Raw genomic sequence first — 16199 nt, 5'->3', positions numbered from 1 at the left:
GGTGGGCGGTGGTTTTGTGTTGGGCGCTGTCTTTATGTTCTGAACAAATACGTGGGGGGGGCGGGGGCTTTTGCCCCCCCGGGCCCCCCTTTTTCCACATAATCTTTTATTTTCCGCATTCTGCGAACCGTCAGCTGTTCCAGCCGACTTCAGAATGCTCTGGAGGAGAGCGCCGCATGGCCACCCGTCCCCTTGTCGCCCTTGCGGCGCTGTTGATGAGCGCCAGCGCGCCAATTGCCGCGCTTGCCGCGCCCGCTTCGTCCCCCACGCCCATGGCGAAGATCGCCGATCCCATTCCTGCCCGCACGCAGGGCGTCGGCCCGTTCGCCCGCACGGTTCTGCGCGGCGTTTACATGATCGACGGCACCGGCGCACCGGCGCAGGGTCCGGTCGACATCGTCCTGTCGGGTGATCGCATCGCGGAAATCAAATCCATCGGTGCGCCCGGCGCTATCAATGAGGCGCTCCGCCCGCCCAAGGGCGATCATGATATCGACCTCAGCGGCGCCTATGTCATGCCCGGCTTCGTGGACGCCCATGTTCATCTTCATTCGTTGAGCGACGCGCAGAAAGTGCCGTCGGACTATATCCTCAAGCTCTGGATGGCGCATGGCATCACGTCGGTCCGCGATCTGGGCAGCGGCCATCCCATCGAATGGCTGGCGGACATCAAGGCGCGCAGCGCCCGCAACGAAATCGTCGCGCCGCGCATCGACATCTACCCGATGTTTCATCAGATCCGCGGGGCCGTGAACGATGCTGCCACCGCCCGCGCCGTCATTCAGGAAGCGAAAAGGCGCGGCGCGGACGGCATCAAGTTCATCGGCGGCGCGCCGGAGGATGTGCTCTACGCCGCCATCGACGAAACGAAGAAGCTGGGCCTGCACAGCACCATGCACCATGCCCAGCAACTGGTCGCCTATGCCAATGTGCTGGGCACGTCGGGCGCGGGGCTGGAAAGCATGGAACATTGGTATGGTCTGCCCGAAGCCATGTTCACGGATAAGCGCATCCAGTCCTTCCCCACCGACTTCATCAATAATGACGAACAGATGCGCTTTGGCGAAGCGGGGCGCCTGTGGGCCCAGGCCGCCGATCCGGGATCGGACCAGTGGAACAAGGTGATGGACACGCTGCTGGAACGCGGCTTCGTGCTGGACCCGACCTTTACCGCTTACCTCACCAGCCGCGACTTCATGCGGATGAGCCGGGCGCAATGGCATGCCGATTATACCATGCCCGCGCTGTGGGACTATTATCGCCCCAGCCGCACCAACCATGGCGCCTACTGGTTCGACTGGACCACGGAACATGAAATGGCGTGGAAGGACAATTATCGCCGCTGGATGCGGTTCGTGAACGATTACAAGAACCGCGGCGGCCGCGTCACCGTGGGCAGCGATAGCGGCTATATCTACAACCTCTATGGCTTTGGCTATATTCAGGAAATGGAGCTGCTGCGCGAGGCCGGGTTCAGCCCGCTGGAGGTCATCCACGCCGCCACGCAGGAAGGCGCGCGGCTGCTGGGTCATGAGGATCAGATCGGCACGATCCGCGTCGGGCGTAAGGCGGATCTGGTGGTGATCAGGGGCAACCCGCTGGCCAATACGAAGCTGCTTTTCGGCACCGGCTCCATCAAACTGAACGATGCCACAGGCAAGGTGGAACGGGTCGGCGGCGTCGACTACACGATCAAGGACGGCATCATCTATGACGCAAAGGCGCTGCGTGCCGAAGTGCGCGACATGGTCGCCCGGCAAAAGGCCGAACGGGGTATGCAGCCCGGCATCATGACTATCGAGAATGCGGAAGCCTCTACGCTACCATGAGGCTTCCGCAGCGGCAGGGGTGAAGCGGCCTTTCAGGCGTCGGCACAGCCCCGGTCGATCCGGCACCCGTAACTGTCGCCCGACCCCTGTCGGCGACAGTTACGGGTGCCTTTTTATGAGTGTTCGGTGTTCCCGCGCAGGCGGGAAACCAGTTCCGCCCTTGCCCGCCTGTCCTACATCTGCCCGTTGCAATACCATCTTCTGATCAACGGCACGGTTCAGCGGAAGGACATAAAATTTCCTACTCTTGTTACGCAATTTCAGAATAAGCGGGAAATGTGTGAAGTTAAGGGTCGGTCATTCCCCCGTCCGACCGCTGTCGAAGCCCCATCCTTCCCTGTTTCCGGGACATAAAAAGGGACCGGCAGATCGCTCCTCCGGTCCCCCGTTCCAGATAAGGACGTTGCCCTTATCCCGGTATGCCGTCCTCGCTCGCAGCCCGGCCCGTAGTGCGCAGCAGACTGCGACCCCGGCTATAGGCGAAATAGAGCGCCAGACCGGCCAGGTTCCAAAGCCCGAACCGCACCAGCGTCTGGTTCGGCAGGCTGACCAGCAGATAGATGCAGCCAACGATCGCCAGTGTCCCCACCAGATAGGGTTGCGGGCAACGGAAGACGCGCTGCAGTTCCGGGGCCTTGCGGCGCAGCGCCATCATGCACCCTGCAACCGCGATGAAGGCGATCAGCGTGCCTGCATTGGCGAGTTCGGCGATCTCGTCCAGGCGGAAGAAGCCAGCGACCGCCGCAACGAACACGCCGGTGATGGCGGTGATACGCGCGGGCGATCCGGTCTTTTGCGACACCTTGCTCAGCGATTGGGGCAACAGGCCGTCGCGCGCCATGACGAAGAAGATGCGGCTCTGGCCATACATCATCACAAGGATGACCGACGGCAGCGCGACCAGCGCAGCGCCCGCAACCAGCCATGCGGCCAGCGGATGGTCCAGCGTGCGCAGCACCAGTGCCAGCGGCTCCGACGAACCGGCGAGCGCGCGGAAGTCGAGCGCGCCGATCGCCGCGACGGCGACCGCCATATAGATGAGCGTGCAGACCGCCATCGACCCGATGATGCCGATGGTGAGGTCGCGGCCCGGATTGCGCGCTTCTTCCGCCGAAGTCGCCACCGCGTCGAACCCGTAGAAGGCGAAGAACACGATGGCGGCGGCGGCCATCACGCCGCGCGTCATACCGCCTTCGACATGGCTGGCAAAGCCATAGGGCATGAAGGGCTGAAGATTATCCGCCTGAAAGGCGGGCAAGGCCAGCGCAACGAACGCGCTGAGCGCGGTCAGTTTGATGATCACCAGCACGATATTGAGCGTCGCGCTTTCGCGCGTGCCCGCGATCAGCATGCCTGCGATGCCGAGCGCCACCAGCACGGCGGGTAGATTGACGATGCCACCGCCATGCGGCCCGGCGAGCAGCATGGGCGGCAATGTAATCCCCGCCTGCTGTATCCAGCCGACCAGATAGCCCGACCAGCCGACCGCGACGGTGCTGCACGCCAGTGAATATTCCAGGATCAGGCTCCACCCCACGACCCAGGCCAGCGTTTCACCCAGGACCGAATAGGTATAGGTATAGGCGCTGCCCGCCGTCGGGATCAGCGTCGCCAGTTCGGCATAGGCCAGTGCCGCACAGGCGCAGACCGCGCCTGCAATGGCAAAGGCCAGAATGACCGCAGGCCCGGCGCGATCCGCGCCCACGCCGGTCAGCGTATAGATGCCGGTGCCCACGATGGCCCCCACGCCCAGCGCAATCAGATGCGGCCAGGACAAAGTCTTGCGCAATTGCTGATGCTGCGCGTGATGGCTGGCCCCGATCGGCTTGATCGGTCCCCAAAATCCAGTGCTCAACCGAAATTTCCTTCCCTTTATTCTTCTGGACGTTCCGGTTGTACGGGATCGGTTCAGTCGTCGGCGTCGAGCTGAACCATGAGATCGTCCATGGTTTTACGGATATGTGCGACCGTCAGTTCGCGGATGAGTTTGCCGTCGCGGGCCAGCCAGGCGTCCAGCATCTCGCGATGCTCATCATTCGCCCGGTCGTCGCGACCCAGCGGCTCCAGATGCTTACGGACATAGCGTTCCGACAGGATATGGAGCCGTTCGAGAATATTGACCGACAGGGGCTGCGCGCTGGGGCGCAGCAGTGCCATGTGGAAGGCGCGGTTGAAGGCGCCCACGCCCTCGCCATGCTTGTCCGTCACCTGATAGAGGGTGTCGAGCGTCTTGACCGCGATGTCATGGTCCGCCGCCTCTGCCCGTTCGGCGGCCAGCGCCATCACGTCCGGCTCCAGCTTCAGGCGCAGTTCGTAAACTTCATGCGCCTCCACACTGTTGAGGCTGCGAACGAAGAAGCCACGATTGGCCTGCGATTTCAGCAACCCTTCCTGTTCCAGTCGCGCCAATGCCTCCCGCAACGGGATTTTGCTGATCCCCAGTTCGGCGGCCAGCGCATCCTGCCGGATGGGACCATCGGCGGGTACACGACCGGACAAGATGCGTTCGCGGACGAGATCGACCAGCTGGTCGGACAGATTTCGGATGATGAGGCTCATGACACAATCATAACGCACAGCGGAAGGCGGAATACAACTTCGTATATGATGGACGATCCCGCCGAACCGCTGGGTTTATGCGTCATACCACCGTGAACCCGGCCCAGAATGGATCGTCGCGATCCACCCAGATGGTGTTGAATCCGGTGGCGATGGCCGATCCCTCGATCGAGGGGATGATCGCTTGTCGATCGCCGATCATCGTGTCTTCCTCGACCCGGCCGATGAAGCGGCTGCAAATATAGCTTTCATGGACGAAGCGGTCACCGACCTTCAGCAGACCCTTTGCCGCCAGATGCGCCAGTCGCGCAGATGTGCCGGTGCCGCAGGGGCTGCGGTCGATGGCGCGTTCGCCGTAGAAGACGGCGTTGCGGCCATCGGCGCCATCGCCCTTGGGCTTGTCCGCCCACAGGACATGGCTGACGCCTTTGATGCTGGGTTCCAGCGGGTGGACGGGTTGATATTTCTCCCGCACCAGTTCGCGGATCGTGCGGCTGAGTTCCACAATGCGCAACGCGCCAAGGTCGTCGAGACCGGTATAGGCGCCCTGCGGTTCGACGATGGCGTAATAATTGCCGCCATAGGACACATCGATGCTGAGCGGGCCGAAGCCCGGTACATCGATTTCAATCCCTTCCGCCGCCAGATAGGCGGGGACGTTGCGAATCTTGACCGATGTGACGCGCTTGCCCTGCGTCGCATAGACGATGTCGATGACGCCCGCAGGCACTTCGACCCGCAGCCTGCCCGGCATAGCGGGCTGGATGAGGCCATTTTCAAGGCCGAACGTCACCATGCCGATCGTGCCATGGCCGCACATGGGCAGGCATCCGCTGGTTTCGATGAAGAGGATCCCGATATCGGCATCGTCGCGCGTCGGCGGATAGAGAAAGCCGCCCGACATCATGTCGTGACCGCGCGGTTCGAAGCAAAGACTGGTGCGTATCCAGTCGAAGCGGTCGAGAAAGTCCAGGCGGCGCTGCGCCATGGACTTCCCCTTCAGCAGCGGCGCGCCGCCCGCGACCAGACGGACGGGATTGCCCGCCGTATGGCCATCTATACAAAAGAATGTGTGGCGCACCGCGTCCATCATCAGGCCGTCGCCAGGCTCGGCTGCGTCGCGGCGCACTGTTCGACCCAGCGGATCACGTCGGCGCGACGCTGTCCTTCCAGCGGCATACGCGGAAGGCGCACATGTTCGGTGCCGCGACCCATGATGGCTTCGGCCAGCTTGATCGACTGGACCAGATCATGGTCGGCGTCGAGGTGCAGTAGCGGCATGAACCAGCGATAGATGCGCAGCGCTTCTTCCAGATCGCCCCGGTTGATCGCGGCGACCAGCGCCACCGATTCGCGCGGGAATGCGCTGGTCAGGCCCGAAATCCAGCCATGGGCGCCCAGCATCAGACCTTCGAACGCGACATCGTCCAGACCCGCCATCAGGATGTAGCGGTCGCCAAAGGCGTTGATGAGGTCGGTGAAGCGACGCGGATCGGGCGCGCTTTCCTTGACCGCGACAATGTTCGGCGTGTCGGCAAGGCGGGTGAGCGCTTCGATGCCGATATTCACGCGATAGGCAGGCGGGTTGTTGTAGAGCATGATCGGGAGCGAGGTCGCCCGCGCCACCGTTTCGAAATGGGTGCAGAGTTCGCCCACGGTCGGCACATAGACCATGGCGGGGAGCACCATCAGGCCATCGACGCCCAGCTTTTCAGCGTCCTGCGCGAAATTGACGGCGCGGCGCGTGGTGAGTTCCGACACGCCGACCAGAATGGGCACGCGGCCGTCCACGACTTCAACCGCAGCCTTGACGATGGCGCGCTTTTCTTCCGGTTCCAGCGAGTTGTTTTCGCCGCAGGTGCCAGCGATGATGAGGCCGTCGACGCCATCCTTGACCAGAGCGTCCAGAACCCCCTGGGTCGCCGCAATATCGACATCCAGACCAGGGGTGAATTGGGTGGTTGCGGCGGGATAGACACCACGCCACGTCAATTTTGACGAATTCACATAAGCCTCCGTTGAAAGTGAGGATCGTATACGGTATCTAATCGTGAACGCCAAGTGAAAAGAAATCAATTGACCCAACAAGCCATTATCATCGGCGGCGGCATCGTCGGCCTGTCCTGCGCCATCCGCCTGCAAGAGCGCGGGATTTCCGTTCTGCTGATCGAGCGCGACCATCCTTTGCGTGGCGCGTCATGGGGCAATGCTGGCCATATTGCGGTGGAGCAGATCGACCCTCTTGCCTCCATGGAGACGGTGCGCAGCTTTCCCCGGAGGCTGTTCTGGCGCGGCGGTGCGCTGGGGCTGCCATTGCGGGACATTGGGCGGTGGCTGCCTTTTTCGCTGCGGCTGCTGGGCGCGGCGCGGCCGGGGCGCTTTGCGGCGGGGCGCGATGCGTTGCGTGCGTTGCTGGCGCAGGCGATGCCGGCATGGCGGCGGATGGATGCGGCCTGTGCAGGCGACGCGCTGCTGATCGAAGACGGACACTTCATCGTGTGGGAAAGCGCCGCCACGGCGCGGGCCGGACGCGCGGCGTGGATGGAGGGCGATTGCGGTACGGCGCGGTTCAGCGATGCGACGGCAGAGGAACTGGCGCGGCTGGAAACGCTGTTCCGCCATCCGATCGGCGGGGCGATTCGGTGCGAGGGGAGCGGACGGATCGCCGATCCCAGCCGTCTGGCAGCGGACCTGCAAGCGGCCTTCATGGCGGCGGGCGGCACGGTGATGCAAGGGGATGTGACCGCCCTGCCACTGGTCGACGGGCAGGCTTTTGTCCTGCTGGGCGACGGGCGGCGGATGGCGGCGGACCATATCGTCGTGGCGACGGGCGCGGCGTCCGATGCGCTGATGGAGCCGCTGGGGCACAAGGTGCCGATCATCGCGGAACGCGGCTATCATGTGCAGACTCCCAAGGCACCAACAGACTGGCCGATGGATATGCCGCCTGTGGTGTTCGAGGATCGTTCGATGATCGTCACCCGCTTCGAAAGTGGGATACGCGCCGCGAGTTTCGTGGAGTTTTCAAGCCTTGCTTCCCCCCCCGACCCGCGCAAATGGAAGCGGCTGCGACAGCATAGCGCGGCGCTGGGCCTGCCGATCGATGGCGACGCGAAACCATGGATCGGCGCCCGCCCCACTTTGCCCGACTATCTGCCCGCCATCGGACGGAGTGACCGAGCGGCGAACCTGCTCTATGCATTCGGGCATCAGCATCTGGGGCTGACATTGGGACCGCTGACCGGGGAGATCATCGCGGCGATCGCCACCAACAGCGCGTTGCCAGTCGATATCACGCCCTTTTCGCTCCGCCGTTTCGAAGGATAAAGACATGACACAACAGCAGATTGGCGGATCGGACGCCGCAACCGAACTGGCCGGGCTGAAGCCCTGGACCGACCGCGCGCCCGCCATCACCGCCGCCGAATATCAGGCCCGCATTGCCAAAGCGCGCAGCCTGATGGCGCAGGAGGGGCTGGACGCGCTGCTGATCGATGCGGGGACCAGCCTTGCCTATTTCGCTGGGGTACCATGGGGGGCGAGCGAGCGGCTGGTGGCGATGTTGCTGCCGGCCGTGGGCAAGCCGATCCTGATTTGCCCCCGCTTCGAGCGCGGGTCGCTGGAGGCGGACCTGAAGATCGAGGCGGGCGACCTGCGCTTGTGGGAGGAGGATGAAAGTCCTTCGGCGCTGGTCGCCGATGCCTTGCAGGCGCTGGGCGTTCGGCGGCTGGGGATCGATCCGGCAATGGCATTCGTCTTTGTCGAGCGTATCCGGCAGGCTGCGCCCGATGTTGCGCTGGTCGCGGCGTCGGCGGTGATCGACGGGTGCCGCACGCGAAAGTCGGCCGCCGAACTGGCGTTGATGCAGCAGGCCAAATCGATGACGCTGGAAGTGCATCGCCGCGCGGCGCGCATCTTGCACCCCGGCATCACCGCAACGCAAGTGCGCCGCTTTATCGAAGCCGCGCACCGGGCGCTGGGCGCATCGGGCAGCAGTTTCTGCATCGTACAGTTCGGCCGTTCCACCGCCTATCCCCACGGGCTGCCGGGAGAAAGCGTGCTGGCCGAGGGCGATATGGTGCTGATCGATACCGGATGCACCATAGGTGGATACCATTCCGACATCACAAGATCCTATGTCTATGGCGAAGCCGACCCGGAACAACGGCGCATCTGGGCGCTGGAGAAGGAGGCGCAGCAGGCGGCGTTCGACGCGGTAAAGCCGGGCGTGCCGTGCGGCGCGATCGACGCGGCGGCGCGGCGGGTGCTGGAGGGGGCGGGGTTAGGCCCGGATTACAGCCTCCCCGGCCTGCCCCACCGTACCGGCCATGGCATCGGTCTGTCGATCCATGAAGCGCCCTATCTGGTGCGCGGCGACATGACCCCGCTGGAACCAGGTATGTGCTTTTCCAACGAGCCGATGATCGTCGTGCCCGATCGGTTCGGCGTACGGCTGGAGGATCATTTTTACGTCACCGAAACGGGGGCGGCTTGGTTCACGCCGCCTTCCGTCGCGATCGACCGGCCCTTCGCCTGATCCTTGGCTGGCCTGACCGGCGCTGGCGGCATTTATGCGAGCGCCGCCAGTTCCTCATAAAGCGTGCGGGGGATGCGGCATCCGGCTTCAGGGGTGCGGCGGCGCGCAGCGAAGCGGCGCCGTGACGGCAGGCGCGCGCCCTGCCCCGTAATGCCGTCGAACAGGCTTTCGGCGCGCTGCACATGCTCGGCCGCTGCGCCGCCCAGAAAACCGATCGGATCGATGGCAATGATGAGTTCGCCGCCATAGGGTGACGCCTTCGCGCCATCGTCATGCGCCAGCGATTCGGCGCTGGTCATGTCCCCGATCAGCGGCCCCGCGATCAGTTCGACCATCGCCGACAGCGCCGACCCCTTATGCCCGCCAAAGGTGAGCAGCGCGCCGGCGAGGCCAGCCTCCGCATCGGTGGTCGGGTTGCCCTGCGCGTCGATGGTCCAGCCGAGCGGAATGGGCTTGCCTGCGCGGCGGTGCAGTTCGATCTCCCCCCGCGCCACGGCGCTGGTCGCGAAGTCGAAAACGAAGGGATCGCCATCGGGGCGTGGCCAGCCAAAGGCGATGGGGTTGGTGCCGAACAGCGGCGATGTGCCGCCCGCTGGTGCGACCCAGGCGTGGCTGGGGGTGCAGGCGAAGGCGACGAGGCCCCGGCCGGTCAGCGCCTCGATTTCCGGCCAGAGCGCGGCGAAATGGACGCATCGGTTGATGCCCATGGCGGCGATGCCGGTCGCCTGCGCCTTTTCCACCAGATGCGGCAGGCCGGTGGCGAAGGCGAGTTGCGCAAAGCCGCCCGCCGCATCGACGCGCAACAGCGACATGGACATATGATCGACCACCGGCACGGCGTCGGGAACCACCTTCCCGCTCTTCAACGTATGGACGCAGTTGAGCAGGCGATAGACGCCGTGCGAGGCGCATTCGTCGCGTTCCCCCGCAATGATCGTCGCGGTGACCGGGGCGATATGCGCTTCGCCCAGACCGTGGCGGCGCAACACCGAGTGACACAGCTCTTCGACCTGCGCCAGCGTCAGGGTCACCGTATCCGTGGCGCTCATCGGTGGGTTGCCTGCGCCATGTTGATGAAGATAGACATGCGTCCTCCGTCTTGATCCCAAAGCAATATGGTCATATCGTATACGGTATAACGAAATTTAGACAAGTCGGGAGCCTGACATGCCGCACCGTCCCATGACCCTCAATCGCAGGGCCATGCTGCTGGCCGCCACCGCCGCCATCACCGTGCCCGCCTGGGAAGGATTGGCGGCGAGCGCCCGCGTAACAGGCGGTGCGCTGCCCAAGTCGGCCCGGGCCTTGCCGTTGCAGGCGACCCGGTTGCTGCCGTCGCCCTTCGCCGATGCTGTGGAAGGGAATCGCGGCTATCTGTTGCGACTGGAGCCGAACCGGCTGCTGCATAATTTTCGCAAACATGCGGACCTTCCCCCCAAGGGCGCGATCTATGGCGGGTGGGAGAATGACACCATCGCGGGCCATACGCTGGGCCATTATCTGACCGCGCTGGCGCTGATGCATGCGCAGACCGGAGACGCGGAATGTGCGCGGCGGGCGAGCTATATCATCGAAGAACTGGCCGCCTGTCAGGCCGCCGCCGGGGATGGCTATGTCGCGGGCTTCACGCGGCGGCGCGACGATGTGATCGAGGACGGGAAGCTGATCTTCCCCGAAATCATGCGCGGGGACATTCGTTCTGCCGGGTTCGACCTCAATGGCTGCTGGGTGCCTTTCTATAACTGGCATAAGCTGTTTGCGGGGCTGTTCGACGCGGAGACGCATCTTGGCAATCGGCAGGCGCGCGGCGTGGCGCTGGCGCTGGCCACCTATATCGACGGGGTGTTCGCGAAGCTGGACGACGCGCAGGTGCAGCAGGTGCTGGATTGCGAACATGGTGGCATCAATGAAAGTTTCGCCGAACTCCATGCCCGTACCGGCGATCCGCGCTGGCTGAAGCTGGCGCAGCGGTTGCGGCATCGCAAGGTGCTGGACCCGCTGGCGGAGCGACAAAACAGCCTGCCATGGATTCACGCGAACACGCAGATTCCCAAGCTGATCGGGCTGGCGCGGCTGCATGAGATTACCGGCAATGCCGCCGACGCGATCGCTGCCAACTTCTTCTGGGAGACGGTGGTCAACCAGTATAGCTATGTCATCGGCGGCAATGCGGATCGCGAATATTTCCCCGCGCCGGGCACCATTTCCAAACATATAACCGAGCAGACATGCGAAAGCTGCAACAGTTACAACATGTTGAAGCTGACCCGGCATCTCTATGCGTGGAAGCCGGAGGCGCGGCTGTTCGACTATTATGAGCGGGCGCATATCAATCACATATTGGCGCACCAGAATCCGGCGACGGGCATGTTCGCCTATATGGTGCCGCTAATGTCCGGGTCGCACCGGGTGTGGTCGAAGCCCTTCGACCATTTCTGGTGCTGCGTCGGCAGCGGGATGGAAAGCCATGCCAAGCATGGCGAATCCATCTGGTGGGAGGATGCCGAGCGGCCCGCCGACATGCTGATCGCGAACCTCTATATTCCGAGCGTTGCCGACTGGGCGGCGCGGGGCGCGAAGCTGCGGATCGAGACGGGCTATCCGTTCGACGGTAAGGTCGGGATATCGCTGCCGGTGTTGGCGCGTAGCGGGCGGTTCACGCTGGCGCTGCGGATTCCGGGCTGGTCGCAGGGCGCGCGGGTCGCGGTGAATGGCGCGGCGATGCCCGATGTGCGCATTGCGGAGGGCTATGCGCTGATCGATCGCAAGTGGAAGGCGGGGGACAGCGTGACGCTGGACCTGCCCATGGCGCTGCGGGTGGAGGCGACGCCGGACGATCCGCGCACCATCGCATTGCTGCATGGGCCGGTGGTGATGGCGGCGGACCTGGGGCCGTCAGACCAACCGTTCGACGGCCCTGCCCCGGCACTGGTCGCGGCCGATGTGACGCAAGGTTTCGCGCCCACCCCGGCTGCCTTCCCGGCATATCGCACCAGCGGCGTGGGCAAGCCCGTTGACCTCGCCTTCGCGCCCTTCTTCCAGCAGCGCGACCGGCGCACGGCGGTCTATTTCCAGCGCTTCACGCAGGATGAATGGGCGGTCGAGCAGAAGGCATTCGCCGTCGAGCAGGCGCGGCTGCGCGATCTGGAGCAGCGGTCTGTGGACATCATGCATCTGGGCGAGATGCAACCCGAACGCGACCATGGGTTGGAGGCGAAGCTGTCCTACACCACCACCTATCGCGGGCGGCATGGGCGCGATGCGCGGACGGACGGCCATTTCCAGTTCCGCATGAAGGTGAAGCCGGGACCGCTGATATTGCAGGCGACCTATTGGGGCGAAGAACGCAATCGCCTGTTCGATATATTGGTCGACGGGCAGAAGATCGCGACGCAGAGGCTTGACGCGGACAGGCCTGGCGAATTTTTCGATGTGACCTATCCCATTCCCGAAGCACTGACGCGGGGGAAGAGTGACGTGACGGTGCGCGTCCAGCCGTCGCCGGGCATGACGCGCGCGGGGCCGATATTCGGCGCGCGCATATTCACTCCGCCCACCAACGGGCGGGCTTGACCCGACCGGTTCAAGGTATATCGTATACTTTACAGAAAAGGAGGGGCGCGTGGTCGCGTCGCCGAACAGGGAAGATAGACAATCATGAAACTGCCCCATGCCGCATCCTTGATCGCCATCGCGCTCGCGGGCGCTGCCCCTGCCGCGCTGGCGCAAGCTGAACCGGCCGCGACAACGACTGCCGCCGCTCAGCCCACCGCCGCCGACCTGAAGCTGAAGGCGCTGTATGACGCGGAATGGACATGGCGGCAGAAGGAATTTGCCCGTCTGCCCGGCGGCGGCCGGACCGAGGGTGGTGCGGACGATCACCTGCCCAGCGTGACGCCCGCAACCTATCAGCGCCGCTATGCCTATTGGACCGACATATTGAAGCAGCTGGAACAGATTCCCGATGCGCAATTGTCGCATGAGGAAATGATCAACAAGGCGGTGTTCAGACAGTCGGTGTGGGAAAACGCCACCAAGATCAAATACAAGACCTATGAAGCGCCGTTCAACAGCGACACGTTTTTCTGGACCGGCCTCAACCCGCGCACGCCATTCTCCACGCTCGACAATTATCGCCGTTACCTTGGCCGGATGAAGGATATTCCGCGCTACTTCGATGAGCAGATTGCGAACATGCAGGCGGGTCTGAAGCGCGGTTACACCGTGCCGCGCGTGTCGATCGAAGGGCGCGACAAGACGATCGAGCCGTTTCTGGCGGCGGACACGAACAGCCCTTTCTATAAGGCGTTCGCGGCCATGCCTGAGAGCATCCCGGCAGCGCAGCGGCAGGCGATGCAGGCCGAGGCGCTGGCGTTGATCCACGACGCCATCGCGCCCGCCTACACCAAATTGCTTAGCTTCATGCGCGGCGAATATATGCCCAAGGCGCGCAAGACGATCGACGCTTATTCGCTGCCCGACGGCAAGGCCTTCTATCAGGACCAGATCCGCGAATATACGACGCTGGACCTGACGCCACAGCAGATCCACGAGATCGGCTTGAAAGAAGTCGCGCGCATCGACTCCGACATGAAGAAGACGATGGCCGACGCGAAATTCCAGGGCAGCTTTTCCGCGTTTCTGGAATTCATGCGCACCGACCCGCAATTCTACGCCAAGACGCCGCGCGAATTGCTGTCCTATTCCGCCTATGTGACCAAGAAGATGGACGGGCGGTTGAAGGACACGTTCAACCATCTGCCGCGTTACCGCTTCACCATTCTGCCGGTGCCGGACGAGATTGCGCCTATCTATACCTCTGGTCGCGGGGGTCTGGATTCCTGCCTGATGAACACATATGATCTGCCGTCCCGGCCGCTTTATAATCTGACGGCGCTGACGCTGCATGAATGCAATCCGGGTCACAGCTTCCAGGCGGCCTATGCGCTGGAGGCGCCGAACCGGCCTGCCTTCCGCGGGCAGACCTATTTTTCCGGCTATGGCGAAGGCTGGGGGTTGTACACCGAATGGCTGGGGACGAAGCTCGGCATGTATGAGACGCCCTATGAGGAGTTCGGCCGCGAGACGTTCGAGATGTGGCGCGCGGTGCGACTGGTGATCGATACCGGTATGCACTCCATGGGGTGGAGCCGCCAGAAGGCGATCGACTATATGGCAAGCCATACTGCGCTGGCGCAGCTGGACATCAGGAACGAAGTAGACCGCTATATCGCATGGCCCGCGCAGGCGCTGGCCTATAAGCTCGGCGAATTGTCGATCCGCAAGATGCGGACCAAGGCTGAAATCGAGCTGGGCGACAAATTCGACCAGCGACCGTTCCACGACACGCTGCTGACCATGGGGTCGGTACCGCTGCCGGTGATGGAGGCGGAACTGGATGCGTTCATTCAGGCGGAAAAAGCGAAGGCTGCGAGCGGTGTTGCGCAATAACCCGCTATTTCTGTCGTTGATCGGCGTGGCATTCGCTATGAATGCCACGCCGGTTCAGGCATCGGAAACGAAGGACAAAGCCGCAATCCGACAGGTTATCGCCGACATGGAGGCCGCTTGGAACCGGGGTGACTTTCGCGGCTATATGGCCGGCTTTCGCAATCCTGACATCGTGTTCGTGTCGCGGGGTCGCTTTCAGCGAGACTGGCAGGGCACTTTGGACCATTATGTCGCGGACTATGGCGCATCTTCGGAAAGCCGCGGCCAATTACATTTCTGCGACATCCGGATCGAAATACTCGGTCCAGATGTAGCGCAATTGATCAGCCGTTTCCATCTGGCCGCAAAGCCAGGTCAATCGGGTATCAACACCCGGCTGATGCGAAAGGTGAAAGGACGCTGGCTCATCGCCCTGAACCATGTGTCCGCATTCGAACCCGATGCGAATAATCCGCCTTATTGCCAGTCCTGACCTCTGCGATATCAGAGTTTCAGCTCGGAACGCAGAACATGTGCGTTGTCATCAGGCGATGACCCCGGTGATGACGTCAACTCCTTGACGACTCCCCAATATCCCCGTGTCACATGCGCATTGGCAGCATAGTCGGGATCATTCATCAGATGCACGTGCAACCGCCGCAAATTATGCCACGGCACCGAAGGGAACAGATGATGTTCCAGATGATAGCTGACATTGAACGGCGCGATGAGAAAGCGATCGAGCCATGTAGGAATGACGGTGCGCGTGCCATTGAGTTCCTGCTCGTCGGCGACGCCGTTATGTTCGGCCGTTGCCCGTATCCGGTTGAATACATTCGCCCAGACGAGAAGCGGAATCATGAAAAGGCCGAGTATCTGCCAGCGCCAAGGCGACCATAGGATCAGGCCATAAACCAGTATGGCCCACACCACATATCGCAACCGCAAACCCAAACGATAATCGAAACCGAACCGACCGGGATTATGAAAATTGGCGATGGGCGCCCATATGCGACCCGCGCGGGCAATCCGATAATAGTTTAGACCCAATATGCTGCGGGCCAATAACCGCATCATGCCTGCCGGTGATTTCGGGAAATGCTGGTCTGGATCTTTGCGTTGCACCCGATAATCATAATCCCGCATCGTATTGGTATAGCGATGATGTACCATATGATTTGCGCGATAAAGGTGAACGCTCATCATCAGCGGATAGGATACGAAGAAATCGCCAACCAGATCGTTGATGCGGCGGTTGCTGAACAACAGCCCATGACACGCATCATGCATCATCACCGCAAGACATTGAATTCGCGTACCTATTGTGAATCCAGCCAACAGATAGACAGGGACGGAGTTGATCCGGATCGCGATTGTGACAGAAGCAATGATAATGACCCATTGCAGAGTCAGCAGCATGGCATTGCGACGATTATCGACCACGGACAATTGCCGAATCAAAGGCAGCAAGCCGCGTCGCGAATAACGATAACCGGGCGCGCGCTCTACGGCCATGTCTGTCATGCAGGGGGTTCTCCGACTGTCGAGCTCTATGGCAGAGATATGGTCCACGCCATATAGCGTCAAGCTAGAGGCGACAAGCGGTGCAGGCTACAGTGCGCAAGCCCGTTCCCACACCAAGACGCGGCGCGATTTTTCCGGCGTCAGTAACTGAAAAGTCGACGACCGGACAAAACCTCAAATTATGTTGGCGCGCTGATTTTTGGGTTGCGGGGTATTGCTGGGACTGGCGATTTGGGTTTGCGGCGTCGGGCGCGGTATTTTTGTCTGTGATTTGGTGTTGATCGGACGCAAAAAGCCCCGGTATTTCTACCGGGGCTTTT

At 62.5% G+C, this 16199-nt stretch carries 13 protein-coding genes; 6 read left to right on the top strand and 7 right to left on the bottom strand.

Features of this window, described 5'->3' with window-relative positions:
• Window positions 1–176 precede the first annotated feature (176 nt).
• Complete coding sequence (locus ACOJSJ_RS01465) at window positions 177–1829, top strand: amidohydrolase family protein (RefSeq protein ID WP_420143208.1); 1653 nt, start codon at window positions 177–179, stop codon at window positions 1827–1829.
• Window positions 1830–2238: 409 nt separating this feature from the next.
• Here the strand turns inward: ACOJSJ_RS01465 and ACOJSJ_RS01460 are convergent, their stop codons facing one another.
• The 4 genes from ACOJSJ_RS01460 to ACOJSJ_RS01445 all read right to left on the bottom strand — a co-directional run bounded on the left by ACOJSJ_RS01460 (window position 2239) and on the right by ACOJSJ_RS01445 (window position 6380).
• On the bottom strand, window positions 2239–3684 hold the full coding sequence (locus ACOJSJ_RS01460; RefSeq protein WP_420143207.1) for an amino acid permease: 1446 nt from the start codon (window positions 3682–3684) through the stop codon (window positions 2239–2241).
• 53 nt (window positions 3685–3737) lie between these two features.
• Window positions 3738–4388, bottom strand: a complete 651-nt coding sequence (locus ACOJSJ_RS01455) for a GntR family transcriptional regulator (RefSeq protein ID WP_420143206.1) — start codon at window positions 4386–4388, stop codon at window positions 3738–3740.
• A gap of 82 nt (window positions 4389–4470) precedes the next feature.
• Window positions 4471–5478, bottom strand: a complete 1008-nt coding sequence (locus ACOJSJ_RS01450) for a 4-hydroxyproline epimerase (protein WP_420143210.1) — start codon at window positions 5476–5478, stop codon at window positions 4471–4473.
• Between the two features lie 2 nt (window positions 5479–5480).
• Window positions 5481–6380, bottom strand: a complete 900-nt coding sequence (locus tag ACOJSJ_RS01445) for a dihydrodipicolinate synthase family protein (protein ID WP_420143205.1) — start codon at window positions 6378–6380, stop codon at window positions 5481–5483.
• A gap of 84 nt (window positions 6381–6464) precedes the next feature.
• Here ACOJSJ_RS01445 and ACOJSJ_RS01440 point away from each other — a divergent pair, with 84 nt between their 5' ends.
• Both ACOJSJ_RS01440 and ACOJSJ_RS01435 read left to right on the top strand, forming a co-directional pair.
• Window positions 6465–7715, top strand: coding sequence for an NAD(P)/FAD-dependent oxidoreductase (locus ACOJSJ_RS01440; protein WP_420143204.1), 1251 nt, complete (start codon window positions 6465–6467; stop codon window positions 7713–7715).
• Between the two features lie 4 nt (window positions 7716–7719).
• Complete coding sequence (locus tag ACOJSJ_RS01435; RefSeq protein WP_420143203.1) at window positions 7720–8925, top strand: M24 family metallopeptidase; 1206 nt, start codon at window positions 7720–7722, stop codon at window positions 8923–8925.
• Window positions 8926–8957: 32 nt separating this feature from the next.
• Here ACOJSJ_RS01435 and ACOJSJ_RS01430 read toward each other — a convergent pair whose 3' ends face one another.
• Window positions 8958–9974, bottom strand: a complete 1017-nt coding sequence (locus ACOJSJ_RS01430) for an Ldh family oxidoreductase (RefSeq protein WP_420143202.1) — start codon at window positions 9972–9974, stop codon at window positions 8958–8960.
• 118 nt (window positions 9975–10092) lie between these two features.
• Here ACOJSJ_RS01430 and ACOJSJ_RS01425 point away from each other — a divergent pair, with 118 nt between their 5' ends.
• From ACOJSJ_RS01425 to ACOJSJ_RS01415, 3 genes are all read left to right on the top strand, one after another.
• Entirely contained in the window at window positions 10093–12498 is a 2406-nt protein-coding gene (locus ACOJSJ_RS01425; protein ID WP_420143201.1) for a beta-L-arabinofuranosidase domain-containing protein, read from the top strand.
• 84 nt (window positions 12499–12582) lie between these two features.
• On the top strand, window positions 12583–14376 hold the full coding sequence (locus ACOJSJ_RS01420; protein ID WP_420143200.1) for a DUF885 domain-containing protein: 1794 nt from the start codon (window positions 12583–12585) through the stop codon (window positions 14374–14376).
• Window positions 14377–14413: 37 nt separating this feature from the next.
• On the top strand, window positions 14414–14848 hold the full coding sequence (locus tag ACOJSJ_RS01415) for a YybH family protein (protein WP_420143209.1): 435 nt from the start codon (window positions 14414–14416) through the stop codon (window positions 14846–14848).
• A gap of 11 nt (window positions 14849–14859) precedes the next feature.
• On the opposite strand, the gene ACOJSJ_RS01410 is transcribed toward ACOJSJ_RS01415, so the two are convergent.
• Window positions 14860–15879 (bottom strand): fatty acid desaturase family protein, encoded by a 1020-nt coding sequence (locus ACOJSJ_RS01410; protein ID WP_420143199.1) that lies wholly within the window; start codon window positions 15877–15879, stop codon window positions 14860–14862.
• A gap of 64 nt (window positions 15880–15943) precedes the next feature.
• Window positions 15944–16199: hypothetical protein (locus ACOJSJ_RS01405; RefSeq protein ID WP_420143198.1), on the bottom strand; the 256-nt coding region annotated here is incomplete at its 5' end.

The sequence above is a fragment of the Sphingobium sp. genome, from assembly GCF_048594625.1.
GTDB lineage: Bacteria > Pseudomonadota > Alphaproteobacteria > Sphingomonadales > Sphingomonadaceae > Sphingobium.
Note: the sequence above shows the minus strand (reverse complement) of the source record. Positions and strands in the feature narration are given on the sequence as shown.

Coding starts and splice junctions, on each gene's coding strand:
- ACOJSJ_RS01420 (WP_420143200.1), top strand. CDS start 12,583: ATGAAACTGCCCCATGCCGCATCCTTGATCGCCATCGCGCTCGCGGGC.
- ACOJSJ_RS01425 (WP_420143201.1), top strand. CDS start 10,093: ATGCCGCACCGTCCCATGACCCTCAATCGCAGGGCCATGCTGCTGGCC.
- ACOJSJ_RS01415 (WP_420143209.1), top strand. CDS start 14,414: ATGAATGCCACGCCGGTTCAGGCATCGGAAACGAAGGACAAAGCCGCA.
- ACOJSJ_RS01450 (WP_420143210.1), bottom strand. CDS start 5,478: ATGGACGCGGTGCGCCACACATTCTTTTGTATAGATGGCCATACGGCG.
- ACOJSJ_RS01430 (WP_420143202.1), bottom strand. CDS start 9,974: ATGAGCGCCACGGATACGGTGACCCTGACGCTGGCGCAGGTCGAAGAG.
- ACOJSJ_RS01435 (WP_420143203.1), top strand. CDS start 7,720: ATGACACAACAGCAGATTGGCGGATCGGACGCCGCAACCGAACTGGCC.
- ACOJSJ_RS01455 (WP_420143206.1), bottom strand. CDS start 4,388: ATGAGCCTCATCATCCGAAATCTGTCCGACCAGCTGGTCGATCTCGTC.
- ACOJSJ_RS01410 (WP_420143199.1), bottom strand. CDS start 15,879: ATGACAGACATGGCCGTAGAGCGCGCGCCCGGTTATCGTTATTCGCGA.
- ACOJSJ_RS01465 (WP_420143208.1), top strand. CDS start 177: ATGGCCACCCGTCCCCTTGTCGCCCTTGCGGCGCTGTTGATGAGCGCC.